The sequence below is a fragment of the Stenotrophomonas sp. TWI1151 genome, assembly GCF_039673135.1.
Lineage (GTDB): Bacteria > Pseudomonadota > Gammaproteobacteria > Xanthomonadales > Xanthomonadaceae > Stenotrophomonas.
On sequence record NZ_JBDJLA010000001.1, the window covers coordinates 906,392 to 923,207 of the forward strand.

At 66.9% G+C, this 16,816-nt stretch carries 11 protein-coding genes; 3 read left to right on the plus strand and 8 right to left on the minus strand.

Annotated features, from left to right (window positions below; genetic code table 11):
- Positions 1-206: 206 nt before the first annotated feature.
- Positions 207-2,615 (minus strand): prolyl oligopeptidase family serine peptidase, encoded by a 2,409-nt coding sequence (locus tag ABE422_RS04020; RefSeq protein ID WP_346482543.1) that lies wholly within the window; start codon positions 2,613-2,615, stop codon positions 207-209.
- Between the two features lie 273 nt (positions 2,616-2,888).
- On the opposite strand from ABE422_RS04020, the gene ABE422_RS04025 reads away from it, so the two are divergent.
- On the plus strand, positions 2,889-3,665 hold the full coding sequence (locus ABE422_RS04025) for a HipA family kinase (RefSeq protein WP_346462666.1): 777 nt from the start codon (positions 2,889-2,891) through the stop codon (positions 3,663-3,665).
- Entirely contained in the window at positions 3,643-4,035 is a 393-nt protein-coding gene (locus ABE422_RS04030) for a DUF3037 domain-containing protein (protein ID WP_313210715.1), read from the plus strand. Before ABE422_RS04025 ends, ABE422_RS04030 begins: the two co-directional genes overlap by 23 nt.
- 83 nt (positions 4,036-4,118) lie before the next feature.
- Here the strand turns inward: ABE422_RS04030 and ABE422_RS04035 are convergent, their stop codons facing one another.
- The 7 genes from ABE422_RS04035 to ligA form a co-directional block, all read right to left on the minus strand.
- Positions 4,119-6,611, minus strand: coding sequence for a membrane-bound PQQ-dependent dehydrogenase, glucose/quinate/shikimate family (locus ABE422_RS04035; protein ID WP_346482524.1), 2,493 nt, complete (start codon positions 6,609-6,611; stop codon positions 4,119-4,121).
- A 201-nt stretch (positions 6,612-6,812) separates the two neighbouring features.
- Positions 6,813-9,512, minus strand: a complete 2,700-nt coding sequence (gyrA, locus tag ABE422_RS04040) for a DNA gyrase subunit A (protein ID WP_313210711.1) — start codon at positions 9,510-9,512, stop codon at positions 6,813-6,815.
- Between the two features lie 212 nt (positions 9,513-9,724).
- Complete coding sequence (gene mtnA, locus ABE422_RS04045) at positions 9,725-10,789, minus strand: S-methyl-5-thioribose-1-phosphate isomerase (protein ID WP_313210709.1); 1,065 nt, start codon at positions 10,787-10,789, stop codon at positions 9,725-9,727.
- Between the two features lie 43 nt (positions 10,790-10,832).
- Positions 10,833-11,555 (minus strand): DUF3011 domain-containing protein, encoded by a 723-nt coding sequence (locus ABE422_RS04050; protein ID WP_313210707.1) that lies wholly within the window; start codon positions 11,553-11,555, stop codon positions 10,833-10,835.
- A 109-nt stretch (positions 11,556-11,664) separates the two neighbouring features.
- Complete coding sequence (epmA, locus tag ABE422_RS04055) at positions 11,665-12,609, minus strand: EF-P lysine aminoacylase EpmA (RefSeq protein WP_346462667.1); 945 nt, start codon at positions 12,607-12,609, stop codon at positions 11,665-11,667.
- On the minus strand, positions 12,606-13,091 hold the full coding sequence (locus ABE422_RS04060) for a GNAT family N-acetyltransferase (RefSeq protein WP_313210703.1): 486 nt from the start codon (positions 13,089-13,091) through the stop codon (positions 12,606-12,608). Before ABE422_RS04060 ends, epmA begins: the two co-directional genes overlap by 4 nt.
- A gap of 14 nt (positions 13,092-13,105) precedes the next feature.
- Positions 13,106-15,568 carry an NAD-dependent DNA ligase LigA gene (ligA, locus tag ABE422_RS04065; protein WP_313218786.1) on the minus strand — a complete coding sequence of 821 codons (2,463 nt, stop codon included), beginning with the start codon at positions 15,566-15,568 and terminating at the stop codon, positions 13,106-13,108.
- 126 nt (positions 15,569-15,694) lie between these two features.
- On the opposite strand from ligA, the gene ABE422_RS04070 reads away from it, so the two are divergent.
- Complete coding sequence (locus ABE422_RS04070) at positions 15,695-16,816, plus strand: pyridoxal phosphate-dependent aminotransferase (protein WP_346482525.1); 1,122 nt, start codon at positions 15,695-15,697, stop codon at positions 16,814-16,816.

The window sequence follows — 16,816 nt, forward strand, 5'->3', positions numbered from 1 at the left end:
AGCCCGGATCGTGGTGCGGTGACGGCGCCGACGACACCGCTGCCCGCCGGTCCCCACGACTGGATATCCATGCCTGCGTCCTTGTGGTCTGCCCCGAGTGTAATTCCATCACCCGCCCGGAACGCAGAACGGCCGCCCATCGAGGGCGGCCGTGGGTCTGATGCGAAGCGCAGCTGACTGATGAACGGCGCTACCGATGCCTTACCTCAGTGCTTGGCCGGCGGCGCATTCTTCACGTAGGTATCGAACCAGGTCAGCATTTCCGACACCAGCTGCTCATTGGATTCCAGCGCGGTGTACCAGTGCGGTTCGTGCGGCAGCATCACCAGGCGGGTGGTGCCCCCGTTGCCGCGGATCGCCTGGAACAGCTTGCGCGACTGGAACGGCTCGGTGCCCGGGTTGGCGTCATCCTCGCCGTGGACCAGCAGCAGCGGCAGCTTGATCTTGTCGGCATAGAAGAACGGTGAGGCCTTCAGATACACGTCCTGCGCCTGCCAGACCGAGCGGCGTTCGTTCTGGAAACCGAACGGGGTGAACGTCTTGTTGTACGACCCACTGGTGGCGACACCGGCCTTGAACAGGTCGGTATGCGCGATCAGGTTGGCGGTCATCAGGCCCCCATGGCTGTGCCCGGTGACACCGATCCGGTTGCGGTCGACCACACCCAGGTCCACCGCCTTGTCCACCGCGGCCTTGGCATCGGCCTCAAGCTGTTCCAGATACGTGTTGTAGGCGGTTTTCGGGTCGCCGACGATCGGGAACGAGGCATTGTCGATGATCGCGTAGCCGGCCAGCAGCATCAGCCGGTACGGCGCCAGGCGGGTGAACGTCTGCTGCGAACCAGACACCTGTCCTGCCTGCGCGGCGTTGGCGAAGTCAGCCGGGTACGCGTACAAAATCGCCGGGACACGCTGGCCTTCCTTGTAACCCGGCGGGGTGTACAGGGTGAACGACAGGTCCACGCCGTCGGCGCGCTTGTAGGTGACCAGGCGCTTCTTGATCTGGCGCACTTCCGGGGTTGGATCCACCAGGTGGGTCAGTGCGTCCGCTTTGGACACGAACTGCGCTTCGCCCGCCCTGGCGGCCGCGACCCGCTCGCCCAGCAGGCGCACGAACGCATTCGGCGCATCGGTCACCGATTGGTGCCACGTGATCAGGTGGCCCGGGAGGGCGCTGAAGCCGATGAACTGCTCATAGGCATCGGCATCGCTGCGGAACAGGCGCTCGGTTTTCAGGCTGTCGAGGTTGAGGGCATCCAGGAAGGGACGATCCCCCTGCGGCGAAGCGCCCTGCCCGCGCAGGAACACGCTATTGCCTTCCTGGCGCACCACGTAGGCGCCGGTGGGCAGGCGCTGGTACACGAAATTGCCCGGGTCCTCGTACAGCTCATCACTGGAGAGATCCCACAGCAGGCGACCTTCCTGCTTCGGGTTGTCCACGTTGACGATGCGGGTCTGGCGCCAGTGGCGGTTCTCGTCGTTCTCGTCCAGGAAAGCGACGTCAGGCTGCGCGGTCCACGCCAGGCCTTCGAAACGCTGCGTGGTACGGGCGATCTCGCTCGGTTTGGCAGTAAACGGCGCCTTGAGCATCAGCACGCGGTCACGCTGCGGCACGGTGACTTTCCAATCGCCTTTGTCCAAGGCTTCGGCATACACCAGCGTGGCCGGATCGGTCGCGCGCCAATCGAAATCGCGCGGGCCTTCCGGTACGCCGTGAACCGGGACGCGGTCGGCCAGCGGCAGGCTGGCGATCGGCGTGCTGCGGCCGCTGACGATATCCAGCACCGCCACGTCATTGGCGAAACGCTGGTAGGTCACCGCATGCGAGAACGGCGCCTTGAGCGTCCTGGTGAATACGTGCACGCCATCCGGCGCGGCCCCGATGCTGTCCAACAGCGCCGGGGCACCGACGGTACGCACCGTGTTGGAGGCGGTATCCACCACCGCCAGCTGCGATTGGCCGTAATAGGCGAACAGCGCTTCATCGTAGGCACTGGTCAGCGTATCGCGGGCCTCATAGGTGCTGCTCTCACCGGCAGTCCCCAGCGACTCCTGGATGTCCGGGCCGATCGCACCGTCCGCCGACGGTGCCGAGCCCTGCCTGGCGGGAACCAGCTTGACCAGCAACTGCTGGCTGCCACCGAGCCACTGCACGGTGCTGCCGAAGATCGGGTTGAGCGCCACGCTCGGCACCTGGCGGACCTGGCCGGTGGCCGCATCGCCAACCCACAGCTGCACGCTGTCATCGGCCACGTTCTGGAACGCAAAGCGCTGGCCATCGGCCGACCATTGCGCCATGCCGGCGCACCCGTTGGGCAGCGCCACCTTGGTGGAGCGGCCGGTGGCGGTCTCCACCACGGTGAAGTCGCCCACGCACGGTGGTATGCCGTAGCCACCCGGGGTGTCGTGGCGGCTGCGGTTTTTCGGCTCCAGGCGCACACCGGCCAGCTTCAGGTACGGCTGGGCAACGCGGGTGATCGAAGGATAGGTCTGCGTGGTGGTCAGCAGCAGGCGCTGGCCGGTCGGATCGACACTGGGGGTCGGCGGCGGCGGTGCCTTGAGCACCTTGAGCAGGCTCTCCGGTGGTGTGGCGTAGCCACTGGCATGGGCGGGCATCGTGCCCAGCGTGGCGAAGGCTGTCACGGTGAACGCCGTGGACCAGAACGTACGAGCAAGCATGCGTGTCCCCTTGGATATGGTGGGAGCCGGCACGGCAGGGTCGTCGGTCGGCACGTCTCGAATCTAGCACTGCCGTCCTTCCCGAAGATGGGCCAGAAGAAATGGCCGGCGGCTTTTCACCTGATCCGGCAAAGCCTGCCGCAGGCGGTCATCGAGACCGGTATCGCGGTGCGGTACCCTTGTCGTTCAACTGCTTCCAGGTGCCCTGCTGTGCGGACCGTGCACGCCCTCCGATATGTCACCCCGCTGCGCGAAGGCGGCTCCCTGCCCGCCGTGGTCGAGACCGACGACGACGGCATGGTGGTGCTCAAATTCCGCGGCGCCGGCCAAGGGCCCAAGGCCCTGATCGCCGAACTGATCGCAGGTGAAATCGCCCGGACGCTCGGCCTGCCGATTCCGGAGATCCTGTTCGTCGAACTGGACCGCGAGTTCGCGCGGACCGAGCCGGACCCGGAGATCCAGGACCTGATCCGCGCCAGCGAAGGCCTGAACCTGGGCAGTGATTACCTGCCCGGCGCGATCAACTACGACCCGGCCGCGATGCAACCCGACGCCGAGCTGGCCTCGAAGATCGTGTGGTTCGATGCGTTCACCAGCAACGTGGACCGCACCGCCCGCAATCCCAACCTGATGGTGTGGCATCGCAAGCTGTACCTGATCGACCATGGTGCAGCGATGTACTTCCATCACGATTGGGCCAGTGCCGGCGAGGCCTGCAAGAAGCCCTTCGTGCTGATCCGCGATCATGTACTGCTGCCTGTCGCCACGCAGATTGCCGAGGTCGATGCCGGTCTCGCGGTGATGCTGCCCGATGCGGAGATCGAGCGCATCGTCGGCCTGGTGCCGGACAGCTGGCTGGTGGACGAACCCGCCTTCAACAGCCCGACCGCCTACCGCCAGGCGTACATCGATTACCTGCAACACCGTCTTCGCGTCCGCGCCGCCTTTGTCCAGGAGGCCGTCCGTGCCCACACTGCACACGTATGACTATGCGGTGATCCGCGTGGTGCCCCGCGTCGAGCGCGAGGAGTTCATCAACGTCGGGGTGATCGTGTCCTGCCCGGGCGCCAAGCACCTGGAAGCGGCGATCGAGCTGGATCTGGAACGGCTGCGCGCCTTCGCGCCGGCCCTGGATATCGAAGGCCTGCAGCCGTGGCTGGATGCCATCGTGGCAATCTGCCGCGGCGACGCGAACGCAGGCCCCATTGCGCAGTTGCCCGCGCGCGCACGCTTCCATTTCCTGACCGCCAAGCGCAGCTCGGTGGTGCAGATGTCGAGTACGCATGTGGGCCGCACCGCCGATCCGTCAGGTGTGGTGGCGCATCTGATGCGGAAGATGGTGCGGGTGCCGGCGTAGTGCGTCGATCCTGACCAGCCACCGGGCAGAGCCCGGTGCTGTGTCACTGGCATTGCGGGCCGCGCGAACCGCGGCCCTGCCCCTCACCCCTTCGGCAGCGCGTAGGCGATCACGTAATCGCCTGCCGGGGTTTCCATGAAGTGGTGGCCGCCGGCCATGATGACCACGTACTGGCGCCCAGCAAATTCATAGATCATCGGGTTGGCCTGGCCGCCCGCGGGAAGCTTGGCATGCCACAGTTCCTTGCCGGTCTTCAGATCGATCGCGCGCAGCAGATCATCGGTTGCCGCCGCAATGAAGATCAGTCCACTGGCCGTCACTACCGAGCCCCCATTGTTCGGCGTACCGATTTCGATCGGCAGGCCGGAGCGGATGCCGAAGGGCCCATTGCCGCGCGCACTACCGAACGGGCGGTCCCACAGCGTCTTGCCGGTGCGCAGGTCGACGGCGCGGATGCCGCCGTACGGCGGCTGCTTGCACAGCAGCTTGGTGAACGGCAGGCGCCAGCCGGCGTCGACGTCGATGGCATACGGCGTGCCCACCTGCGGATCCCCCGCGCCTTCCGCGCCGCCCTTGTCCGCTTTGACGTCCTCGCGCGGCAGCCAGCCCAGCTTGTCCGCCTTTTCGCGCGGCACCAGCCGGTTGTAGTTGGGCATGTCGTTGTAGTTGGCCACGATCACGCCGCGGCGCGGATCCACGGCAACGCTGCCCCAGTCCGAGCCACCGTTGTAGCCGGGATATTCGATGGAATGACGGTCCACGGTCGGCGGGGTATAGAAGCCTTCGTAGCTGGCTTCACGGAACTGGATGCGGCACACCAGCTGATCGATCGGGGTCATGCCCCACATGTCGCGCTCGGTGAGGTCCGGCTTGCGCAGCGTGTGATACAGCGAGAACAGCTGGGTCGGCGAACGCTGTTCCGGCTCGACGCCACCGGTGGGCACCTTGCGCTCTTCGGCCGGGGTCAGCAGCTTGCCGGTGCGGCGGTCGAGGATGTACATATCGCCCTGCTTGGTGGGCAGCAGCAGCGCCGGGACCTTGCCGGCGGCGGTCGGGTAGTCGATCAGGGTCGCCTGCGAGCCCATGTCGTAATCCCAGACATCCTTGCGCACCGCCTGGAAGTGCCAGGCCGGCTTGCCGGTGTTGACGTCGATCGCCACCAGCGAGGTGGCGTACCTGTTTTCGTTTTCGGTGCGCGAACCACTCCAGTAATCGCCGGCCGAGTTGCCCATCGGCAGGTAGACCAGGCCGAGTGCGTCGTCGCCGGTCGCGGTGGTCCACATGTTGGGGGTGCCGCGGGTATAGGTCTCACCCGGCGGCGGTGCGCCGTTGCGCTCCGGGCGGACCATGTCCCAGGCCCAGCGCAACTTGCCGGTGACGGCATCGTAGGCCTGGATCACGCCGGACGGCGCGTCGCGGCGCTGGCCATCCAGCACCTGGTGGCCAGTCACGATCACGCCCTGCACGATCGCCGGCGGTGAGGTGATGGAGACATAGCCGGCGGGGCTGTCGCCCATGCCGACGGTGATGTCGACCTGGCCGTTGTTGCCGAAGCCCGTGCACGGCTTGCCGGTCGCGGCATCGACTGCGATCAGTCGACCATCCAGGGTGCCTTCGATGATGCGGGCGGCGCAGGCACCGCGCGGCACCTGGGTCAGCACCGGCACGCCACTGGGGACGGCAAGATCGGCGGCGACATCGTTCAGCGCGGTGTCCTGCGCGGTAGCCGGCACTTCGTAGTAGGAGACGCCCCGGCAGGCCGCGGTGTAGGGAATGGACTTGTCCTTGACCTTGGGGTCATAGCGCCAGCGCTCGGTGCCATCGGCGGCGTTGAGCGCGACCAGCTGGTTGCGCGCGGTGCACAGGTACAGGCTGTCGCCGACTTTCAGCGGCGTCGTTTCCGCGCCCCAGCGCTTCTCCGGCAGATCCCCGGTGCGGAACAACCAGGCCTGTTCAAGCTTGCCGACGTTGTCCGGGGTGATCTGCTGCAGGGGCGAGAAGCGCGTGGCGGCATTGTTGCGGCCATAGGCGGCCCAGTCGCCATCGACCGGCCGGTCGGCCGGCTGCAGGGGCGCATCGGCGGTCGGGGTCAGGCCGGTGCTGGTCATCGGTTCGGGAAACGCGCCCTGCGCGGCCGTGACGCCGTGGGGCACGAAGGCCAGGGTGAAGGCGGCGACGAACACCAGCGCGAGCACGCCGGCGATGCCACGCGAGACCTTGCGCGAAACCGGACGATCCAGCGTGGGCAACAGCAGCGACAGCACGAAGCCGATGGCCACGATCAGGCCCAGGCGCGGCACCCAGCGCCAGTAATTGCTGCCCGACTCCCACCACGTCCACAACAACGTGCCGACGAACACCAGCGCGAACCACAGTGCGCCGCTATAACGGCCCCGCCACAGCTGTACGCCGGAGATCAACAGGCCGACACCGGCCAGCACGTAGTACCAGGAACCACCGAGGCTGGCGAGCCAGGCGCCCCCCGCGGTGAATACAACGCCCAGCAACAGAATGACAATTGCCAGCACAGCCACCAGCCAATGGCGGCGGTGGCGGGTCTGCGTCGTGGTGGACATCGGTTTCTCCTGAAGCGCGAAGATCGCCGACGTTGCTGCCGGCCCCGCGGCTCTTATCCCACCGGGGTCGTGAACGTTGCGCGTTCTTTGCAGCGGTCGCCAACGTCGGCACAGCCGAAGATGAAACCCGGCAAGTCCCTGCCCTCCAACGAAAAACGCCGGCGTGTGCCGGCGTTCTCCGTGTGGCTCCCACTGGCAGGCTTACGCCTCCGGCGGTGCCACCACCGGGCTGGCCTCGACGGCTGCCGGTGCCTCTTCTTCCACACCCTCGTCCAGCGAAGCATCCATGCGTTCAACGGCCTGGAGCTTCTCTTCCTTGGACAGTCGGATCAGGGTCACGCCCTGGGTGTTGCGGCCGACGCGCGAGATTTCCGAACCACGGGTCCGCACCAGGGTGCCACCATCGGAAATCAGCAGCACTTCGTCGCGCGGCCCCATCAGCACCGCACGCACCAGCTTGCCGTTGCGCTCGGTGGTCTGGATGCCGATCACGCCTTGGGTGCCACGGCCCTTGCGCGGGTAATCCGGCAGCGGGGTGCGCTTGCCGTAGCCGTTCTCGGTCGCGGTCAGGATGTACAGCGCATTGTCGTCGTCAGCCCCGTTCTCGATCACGGCATCACCGCTGTCGATCACGGTCTCGTCGACCTGGCTCTCATCCTCGTTCTCGTCTTCACTGCCGCCCGCACTCTCGGCCACGATCAGACTGACCACTTCCTCGCCCTTGGGCATCTTGATGCCGCGCACGCCGGTAGCGGTACGGCCCATCGAGCGGACCTTGTCCTCACCGAAGCGCACGGTCTTGCCGTTGGAGGCGAACAGCAGGATGTCGCGCTCACCGTCGGTCAGGCCGACGCCGACCAGTGCGTCCCCCTCATCGAGGTTGATCGCGATCTTGCCGCGTGCCAGACGGAACGCGAACTCGCTGAGCGGGGTCTTCTTGACGGTACCGTTGCGGGTAGCGAAGAACACGAACTGGCCTTCGGCATACTCACGCACCGGCAGCACGGCCTGCACCCGCTCACCGGCTTCCAGCGGAATCCAGTTGATGATCGGGCGGCCACGGGCGTTGGAACCGGCTTCCGGCAGCTGATGCACCGGCAGCCAGAACACCTTGCCTGCGCTGGTGAAGGTCAGCAGCGTGTCGTGCGTGTTGACCAGCCACAGCTGCTCGATGAAATCCTCTTCCTTGGTCGACGCGGCGCTGCGGCCACGGCCACCGCGGCGCTGGGCCCGGTAGGCGCTGACCGGCTGGCGCTTGGCATAGCCGGCGTGCGACAGGGTGACCACCACGTCTTCCGGGGCGATCAGGTCGAGGATGTCCAGGTCTTCTTCGCTGTGGCGGATTTCGGTGCGGCGTTCGTCACCGAACTCGGTGCGCACGTTGATCAGCTCTTCGCGGATGACCTGCAGCAGACGGTCGGGATCTTCCAGGATTTCGATCAACCCGGCGATCACTTCCAGCAGCTGCTTGTACTCGTCGGTCAGGCGGTCCTGCTCCAGCCCGGTCAGGCGGTGCAGGCGCATTTCCAGGATCTGGGTCGCCTGGATCTCGGTCAGCTGGTAGCCGCCCTCGAGCAGGCCCACACCCTTGGGCAGATCATCCGGACGCGACGCTTCGGCACCGGCGGCGCCCAGCATCGAGCCGACCAGGCCCGGCTCCCACAGACGGGCGAGCATGCGTTCGCGCGCCTCGGTGGGGTTCGGCGAGGTCTTGATCAGTTCGATCATCTCGTCGATGTTGGCCAGCGCGACGGTCAGGCCTTCCAGCACGTGCGCACGGGCACGCGCCTTGCGCAGCTCGAACACGGTGCGGCGGGTGACCACTTCGCGGCGGTGGCGCACGAAGGCCTCGAGCATCTGCTTGAGGTTCATCAACTGCGGGCGGCCATCGACCAGCGCCACCATGTTGATGCCGAACACCGACTCCATCTGGGTCTGCTGGTAGAGGTTGTTCAACACAACTTCCGCCGACTCGCCACGCTTGATCTCGATGAAGATGCGCATGCCGTCCTTGTCGGACTCATCGCGCAGTTCGCTGATGCCTTCGAGCTTCTTTTCCTTGACCAGCTCGGCGATCTTCTCGATCAACCGGGCCTTGTTCACCTGGTACGGGATCTCGGTCACGATGATCGATTCGCGGCCGTTGTCGGCCACTTCGACCTCGGCCTTGGCGCGGATGCGCACACGGCCACGACCGGTCCGGTACCCGGCAACGATGCCGGCGGTGCCGTTGATGATGCCTGCGGTCGGGAAGTCCGGGCCCGGGATGAACTCCATCAGGCCATCGACGTCGATCTCGGGATTGTCGATCAGCGCGATGCAGGCGTTGATCGATTCGGTCAGGTTGTGCGGCGGGATGTTGGTCGCCATACCCACCGCGATACCGGCCGAACCATTGACCAGCAGGTTCGGGAACCGGGTCGGCATGACCGTCGGTTCCAGTTCCTTCTCGTCGTAGTTGGGCTGGAAATCGACCGTTTCCTTCTCGATGTCCGCCATCAGCTCATGGGTGAGCTTGGACATGCGGGCTTCGGTGTATCGCATCGCGGCGGCGGAGTCGCCGTCGACCGAACCGAAGTTACCCTGGCCATCGACCAGCATGTAACGCAGCGAGAACGGCTGCGCCAGACGCACCAGCGTGTCGTACACCGACTGATCGCCATGCGGGTGGTACTTACCGATGACGTCACCGACGATACGCGCCGACTTGAAGTAAGGCTTGTTGGCGTGCGCGTTGAGTTCACTCATCGCGAACAGCACGCGGCGATGCACCGGCTTGAGGCCATCGCGCGCATCCGGGAGTGCGCGCCCCACGATCACGCTCATCGCGTAATCGAGGTAACTCTTGCGCATCTCGTCTTCCAGGTTGACCTGGATGATTTCCTTGGCGGTTTCTGCCATTCGGGTTCCGTTGTCTGGTAGCGGTCCAGTCCGTCACGACCGCCCTTTCGGGGCGGTTGCGCCGGAATCTCGATTAACCGTTGGATTCTACCACAGCAGGCCATTTCCCGCCCGCTTTTACGGGGGTTTTACCGGCAAGAATCAGGAACTTACGGGAGCGTTGCCGGCCGACGGGCGCCCGGGCCGGAGCCCTGCCGAGCCACGCCCGCCCATTACCCCCCGAACGCGGCCTGCATGTTCGCCGTGGTCGGGTTCAGGATCACCCCACGCTCGGTCACGATGGCATCGATCAGGCTGCCCGGGGTGACATCGAACACCGGGTTCCAGGCGGCGATGCCCTCGGCCACGGTGCGGGTGCCGCCCACGCCGTACAGCTCGCCCGGGTCACGCTGCTCGATCTCGATCTGCTCGCCGTCGGCGGTGTCCATATCCACCGTGGAGGACGGCGCCACCACCATGAACTTCACGCCGTGGTGGCGGGCGGCGATGGCCAGCTGGTAGGTGCCGATCTTGTTGGCGGTGTCGCCGTTGGCGCAGATGCGGTCGGCGCCAACGATCACCCACTGCACCGCGCCGGTCTTCATCAGGTGCGAGGCCGCCGAATCGGCGATCAGGGTGGCATCGATGCCATCCTGCTGCAGCTCCCAGACGGTCAGGCGCGCGCCCTGCAGCCACGGCCGGGTTTCCCCGGCGAAGACCTTGGCGATGCGGTGCTGGGCCATGCCGGCGCGGATCACGCCCAGCGCGGTGCCGAACCCGGCGGTGGCCAGCGAGCCGGTGTTGCAATGGGTCAGCACGCCGCTGCCCGCCTCGATCAAGCCAGCGCCCAGCGCGCCCATGTGACGGTTGGCGGCCAGGTCCTCCTCGGCGATCGCCTGGGCCTCGGCGGCCAGCAGCTCACGCCAGTCGGCACCGGCCGGGCCCAGCGCGCGGCGCATCCGGGCCAGCGCCCAGGCCAGATTCACGGCGGTCGGGCGGGAGGCATTGAGGCGCTGGAGGGCCGGTTCCAGCTTCAGCAGCGCCTGGGCGCCATCATCGGCCTGGACCTCGTTGGCCGCCAGCACCACGCCCCAGGCGGCGGCAATGCCGATGGCCGGCGCGCCGCGTACGGTGAGCGCGTGAATGGCCTCGGCCACGGCGTCACTGTCGCGGCATTCCACGTGCTCCACCACGAACGGCAGCTTGCGCTGGTCGAGCAGTTGCAGGGTATCGCCGGTCCACAGGATCGGGCGGATATGGTCGTAACGGGCGTAGTCGATGTCGGTGGATGCGTTCATCGGGCCATTGTAGCGGCGCGCCGATGCGGGCGGAATCGCGTGCTCAGTTGACCGCGAACTCGGCGCGGCAGCCCTTGTCCACCCACACCCCGCGGCTGTCCCAGCCCCAGCTGCTGCCCTGCTCGCAGGGCGTGCCGGAGAGCTGCTTGTTGAGCGTGGCACCGTGGGTGATCCCGGCACCACAGAAGCGGCGCTGACGGGATTTGGATTCGCAGACGAGAATGCGCGGCACGTTGAGGAAGCCGCTGCCATCGGCGGCACCGACCTCGAACTCGCCCTGGCAACCGCGGGTCACCCAGATCTCGTTGCGGCGGTAGCCCCAGCTGTGGCCTTCGCGGCAGGGCAGCGAGGTGAGCTGGCGAAGCAGACGCACCGGCGCACCCTGCAACACCACCGGACAACTCTGCGGGCGGCCATTGGATTCGCAGCGCACGACGCGGCGCGTGCGACGCTCTCCATCGCTGCGGGTCGCCGCCACGGCCGTGCGTGCGCGGAACTCGGCGCGGCAGCCCAGCGTGACCCAGACGCCGGAGCGATCGGTGCCCCACTCCGAGCCACGCACACAACTGTTGTCGGAGAGCTGGCGGATCAGATCCACGCCGCGCTCGGTGGGAATATCGCAGTGCACCCATCCCATATCGCGCGATTCGCAGCGCACCACTTCGCCGGCGTAGCCGCCCGCCTGCGCGAGGGCCGTCTCCGGCATCAGCGCAGTCCACAGCAACACCGGCCACAAGGGCATGCCCGCGCCTACCAACAGCTTCATCAACTCGATCCCTGCCACGCCTGAACGATCACCTGACCACCTTCGGACATCCGGTGTGATCAGAGCATCATCATGCAGGCCGCGCAAGACGCGAATGCGTCAAAACGCCTCAAGCGTGGGCGAAATCCAGGGCCAGTACATCGGCGATCCGGCCGGTGCGGTTCATCGCCATCAACAAGCGGTCCACACCGACCGCGACACCCGCGCAATCGGGCAGTTCCGGCAAGGCCGCGAGCAGGTGTTCATCCACCGGGGGCAGCACATCGCCACGTGCGGTGCGTATCGCATGGTCGCGCTCGAAGCGAGCGCGTTGTTCAGCCGCATCGTTCAGCTCGTGATAGCCGTTGGCCAGCTCCACATTGCCCAAGTAGAGCTCGAAACGCTCGGCCAACGCGGGCGTGCCGGGGCGGATCCTCGCCAGTGCCGCCTGGGTGGCCGGCCAGTCGTGCACCACCGTCATCGTGTCGTCACGGAAGTGCGGCTGGATGCAGTGGGTCATCAGCAGATCGAGCCAGTCGTCGCGGGTGAGCCCATCGGCATCGATGCGGATCTCGGCCAGCGGCGCCTGCAGCTGTTCCAGGCTGGCCTGGAACGGGTCCAGCCCGATATGCCGCTGGTAGAGACCGCGGTAATCGATGACCTCCAACGTGGCCTCGCGCTGGACCAGCTGCAGCGCGGCGCGCACCAGCTCGGCGGTCTCGCCCATCAAGCGGCGGTGATCCCAGCCGACCCGGTACCACTCCAGCATGGTGAACTCGGGGTTGTGGCGGCCACCGGCCTCGCCATTACGGAACACGCGGCCGAGTTCGTAACAGTCCCCCACCCCGGCGGCGAGCAGCCGTTTGAGGGGAAACTCCGGCGAGGTGCGCAGCCATCGCTGCGGCGTGCCTGCATCCACGTGCCCACTGAAACGGGTGTGGAAGCTGTCGATGTTCGGCTCGGTATTGCCGGCGGCGGAGAGGATCGGCGTTTCCACCTCCAGGACATCGCGCGCGGCGAAGAAGCTGCGGATCAGCGCGTTGAGCACGGCTCGCTGGCGCAGCGCGGCGATCATGCGCGCGCGTCCTTCAGGCGCTGGGCCAACGGCAGCGTCAGCAGATCGCGGGTGTCATCCACATAGCCGGTGGCCAGGTACAACCGGCGCGCCAGTTCGTTGTGGTGGTTCACTTCCAGGCGCATGCGTTCCACGCCCCGCGCATTGGCACGCTGCTCCAGAATCGCCAGCGCCTGCTTGCCGCGCCCGCGGCCCCGCGCGGCATGGGCCAGGTAGAGCTCGTCCAGCAGCGCGAAGTGACCGCCCTGCTCCAGGCTGAAGCCCATCGCCAGGGCACCGTAGCCCACCACCGTGCCCGCCTCGTCCAGCCACAACAACACTTCGCCATTGCGCGGATCTTCCAGCAGTGCGGCCAAGGCAGTGCGCACGCGGGTGTCGTCGAAATCGAGTTTGTCCTCGGCGTAGAAATCGCGCATCAGCCCGATCAACAACGCGGTGTCAGCCACGGTGGCCAGACGGAAATCAAGGGGAATGGTCTGCATGCGATCTCTCTTGTTCAATACTTCGCGAGGAAAGCGACCAGCTGGTCTTCATCCCAGACCGGCACGCCCAGTTCCTGTGCCTTGGTCAGCTTGGACCCGGCCTCGGCACCCGCCACCACGAACGAGGTCTTCTTGGAGACACTGCCGGCCACCTTGGCACCCAGTGCTTCCAGGCGCGCCTTGGCCTCATCGCGATTCATCTGCGACAACGTCCCGGTCAGCACAGCGGTCTGGCCCTCCAGCGGACCTGCTGCCTGCTCGGCCTGTTCCGGCGCCAGCGCCAGCAGTTTCTGGCGGTAATCCTCGGCCTTGAGCAGCATCGGCCCATGGCCCTCGCTGTCCAGCCAGTCGGCCAGGCCCATGGCCACCTCGTTGGGCAGGCCGGCGGCCACAAAGCGCACCGGCTCGGCATCCAGCACCGCGGCAGCGTCCGGCAGCATGGCGACCAGCTTCTCGGCGCGCAGGCGGGTGATGCCCGGAATCTCCGCCTCGACCAGCAACTGCGCGAAATCCAGACCCTCGCGCAGCTTGGCGATCGGCGGGTGCACATCGCTGATGCGTACCTGACCGACCTGCAGCAAGGCATCGATCGCCTCCTGGTTGCCGGCCTGCTCGAAGAAGTGGCCGAGCGAGCGCGCGACTTCGCCGCCAATATCGGGCACGCGCTTGAACAGCGGCCACGGCAGGTGGCGGATCAGCTGCAGATCGCCGAACCAGGTGGCCAGGGCCTTGGCGGTGCTTTCGCCTACGTGCTCGATGCCCAGCGCGAACAACAAGCGCTCCAGCGTGGTGGTGCGGCTGGCGTCGATGGCGGCGATCAGGTTGTCGGCCCACTTGGTGGCGATCTTTTTCGTGTTCCAGGTGAACGTGGTCGGCATCGCCAGCGCCTGCGCGCGCCATCCCGCATCGCTGCCATCCAGCTTGAGCAGACCGCGCAGATAGTCACCGCTGCCTTCCGGCGGCAGATGCAGGCCGATCTGGCTGGCCAGCGCCTCGGGCGACTCGGCATCCAGCACCAGCTTGAGCTGCAGCAGTTGATCGCGCTGCAGGCGGTACAGATCCGCCACGCCGCGCACGATGCCGGCATCGACCAGCGTCTCGATGTACTTCCCGCCCAACCCGTCGATATCCATCGCACGGCGCGAGGCGAAGTGCGCGATGGCTTCCTTGCGCTGCGCCGGGCAGCTCAACTCACCCGAGCAGCGCCAGGCGGCCTCGCCCTCTTCGCGGACGATCTCCGAACCGCATACGGGGCACTGCGAGGGCATCTGCCACGGCGTGGTACCGGCGGGCCGGCGATCGGCGATGACGCTGACCACTTCCGGGATCACATCGCCGGCGCGGCGCACGATCACCGTATCGCCGACACGTACATCCAGACGCGCGATCTGATCGGCGTTGTGCAGCGTCGCGTTGGACACGATCACGCCGGCCACGGCCACCGGTGCCAGCCGCGCCACCGGGGTCGCCGCGCCGGTCCGGCCGATCTGGATCTCGATCGCCTCCACCGTGGTGGTCTGCTCCTGTGCCGGGAACTTGTGTGCGATCGCCCAGCGCGGAGCACGCGCGACGAAGCCCATCTGTTCCTGGCCGGCACGGTCATCGAGCTTGTAGACCACACCGTCGATATCGAAGGCCAGGCCATCGCGGCGCTCGCCAATGTCACGGTAATAGGCGAGCAGCCCGTCCGCACCTTCCACCACCTGGCACAGGTCGCTGACCGGGAAGCCCCATGCACGCAGCTGGGCCAGCGTGGCCGAATGGGTGGGCGGCAGTTCACCGCCGTCGACCTGGCCGATGCCATAGGCGTAGAAACTGAGCTTGCGCCTGGCGCTCATCTTCGGATCCAGCTGGCGCAGCGAGCCGGCCGCGGCATTGCGTGGATTGGCCAGCACCTTGCCGTCATGCAGCCGGGCATCGGCGTTGTAGGCCTCGAAATCAGCGCGGGCCATGTAGACCTCGCCGCGTACTTCCAACACCTCGGGCCAGCCTTCGCCTGTGAGCGCCTGCGGGATCACGCTGATCTGGCGCAGGTTGGCACTGACATCCTCACCGGTGGCGCCATCACCCCGGGTTGCGCCTTGGACGAAGCGGCCATTCTCGTAGCGCAGGCTGATCGCCAGGCCGTCGAGCTTGGGTTCGGCGGAGAAGTAAAGCGTGCGCCGGCGCAGGCGCTCGCCGATGCGGCGCACGAAATCCTGGACTTCCTCATCGCTGAAGGCGTTGCCCAGCGACAGCATCGGCACCGCATGGCGAACCTCGGCGAAGCGCGAAGAGGCTTTGCCACCCACCTGCCGGGTGGGCGAGTCTGCGGTGATGAGCTCGGGGTGCGCCTGCTCGATCGCTTCCAGCTCGCGCACCAGCCGGTCGTACTCGACGTCGGGAATCAGCTGCTCGTCGCGCTCGTGGTATGCCTTGCCGGCATCCTCGATCTGGCGGCGCAGGACGTCGGCACGTGCGGCGGGGCTGGGGGTCATGCGGAAGGCGATCCTGGCGGGGCATTCAATTTTACCCCTCCCCCCGCTCCTGCGCGCAGTGAAGAATGCTTGCCGCCGATTCGCAGTGGCGCTAGGTTGCGTCGAACCCCTCTTTGCCGGTGCACCGTGAGCCCTGCCCTTGCCGCTTCCCGTCGCTCGTTTCTGCAACTGGCCGGTACCGGCCTGGCGTTGTCCGGCCTGGGCGTACTGCCTGCGTCGGCCACGCCGTCGCGCGCGCTCCCCGCCAGTGCGGGACCGGTGCTGCTGAACTTCAACGAGTGCCCCTATGGGCCATCGCCTGCCGCGCAGGCCGCGGCACGCGACATCGTCGCCAGCAGCGGGCGGTATCTGTTTGCTCTGGCCGGCGAGCTGCGCGATCTGTTCGCCCAGCAGGAAGGCATCGGCAAGGATCACGTGCGGCTGTATCCGGGCTCCAGCGAGCCACTGAACCGGGCGGCAGTGCTCTGGACCTCGCCTGGTGCGGGGCTGGTGGTCGCCGATCCCACCTTCGAGGCGCTGGGCGATCTTGCCGCTGCGCGTGGGGCCACGGTGGTCAAGGTGCCGCTGCGCGCCGACGGGGCACACGACGTGCGTGCGATGGCGGCGGCTGCCGCGACGGTCAATGCCGGCCTGCTGTACCTGTGCAACCCCAACAATCCCACCGGCTCGATCACCCCGACGGCCGACATCGCCTGGCTGCTGGCCAACACGCCTGCGCAGACCCGGGTGCTGGTCGATGAGGCCTACCTGCAGTACAGCGAACAACGCTCGGTGATCGCCCAGGTGATGCAGCGCGATGACGTGATCGTGCTGCGCACCTTCTCCAAGCTCTACGGGATGGCCGGACTGCGCCTGGGCGTGGCGGCTGCGCATCCGGATAGGCTGAAGGAACTGGCCAGCCTGGGCGACAACCCGTTGCCGGTCACGGCGGTGGCCGCCGGGCTGGCGAGCCTGCGCGATCCCGGGTTGATCGCGCAGCGCAACGCGGAGAATGCCCTGGTGCGGCAGGAGACCATCGGCTGGCTGGGCAAGCGCGGTTTTACCTGCATGCCTTCCGAAGCGAACTGTTTCGTGGTCGATGTGCAGCGTGACGGCGCAGCGTTTTCCGCAGCGATGGCCACGCGCGGCGTGGTCATCGGCCGCAGCTGGCCGATCTGGCCGCAGCGGGTGCGGGTAACGGTCGGCACCGAGGCCGAGATGGCGCGGTTCCGCGAGGCGTTCGAGGCGGTGGTCAGCCGCAACGGGTAA

Excerpts from the sequence above, each read along its gene's own strand:
- mtnA (WP_313210709.1), bottom strand. The coding sequence starts at position 10,789 with ATGAACGCATCCACCGACATCGACTACGCCCGTTACGACCATATCCGC.
- ABE422_RS04060 (WP_313210703.1), bottom strand. The coding sequence starts at position 13,091 with ATGCAGACCATTCCCCTTGATTTCCGTCTGGCCACCGTGGCTGACACC.
- ABE422_RS04020 (WP_346482543.1), bottom strand. The coding sequence starts at position 2,615 with ATGCCCGCCCATGCCAGTGGCTACGCCACACCACCGGAGAGCCTGCTC.
- ABE422_RS04050 (WP_313210707.1), bottom strand. The coding sequence starts at position 11,555 with ATGAAGCTGTTGGTAGGCGCGGGCATGCCCTTGTGGCCGGTGTTGCTG.
- epmA (WP_346462667.1), bottom strand. The coding sequence starts at position 12,609 with ATGATCGCCGCGCTGCGCCAGCGAGCCGTGCTCAACGCGCTGATCCGC.
- ABE422_RS04035 (WP_346482524.1), bottom strand. The coding sequence starts at position 6,611 with ATGTCCACCACGACGCAGACCCGCCACCGCCGCCATTGGCTGGTGGCT.
- ligA (WP_313218786.1), bottom strand. The coding sequence starts at position 15,568 with ATGACCCCCAGCCCCGCCGCACGTGCCGACGTCCTGCGCCGCCAGATC.
- gyrA (WP_313210711.1), bottom strand. The coding sequence starts at position 9,512 with ATGGCAGAAACCGCCAAGGAAATCATCCAGGTCAACCTGGAAGACGAG.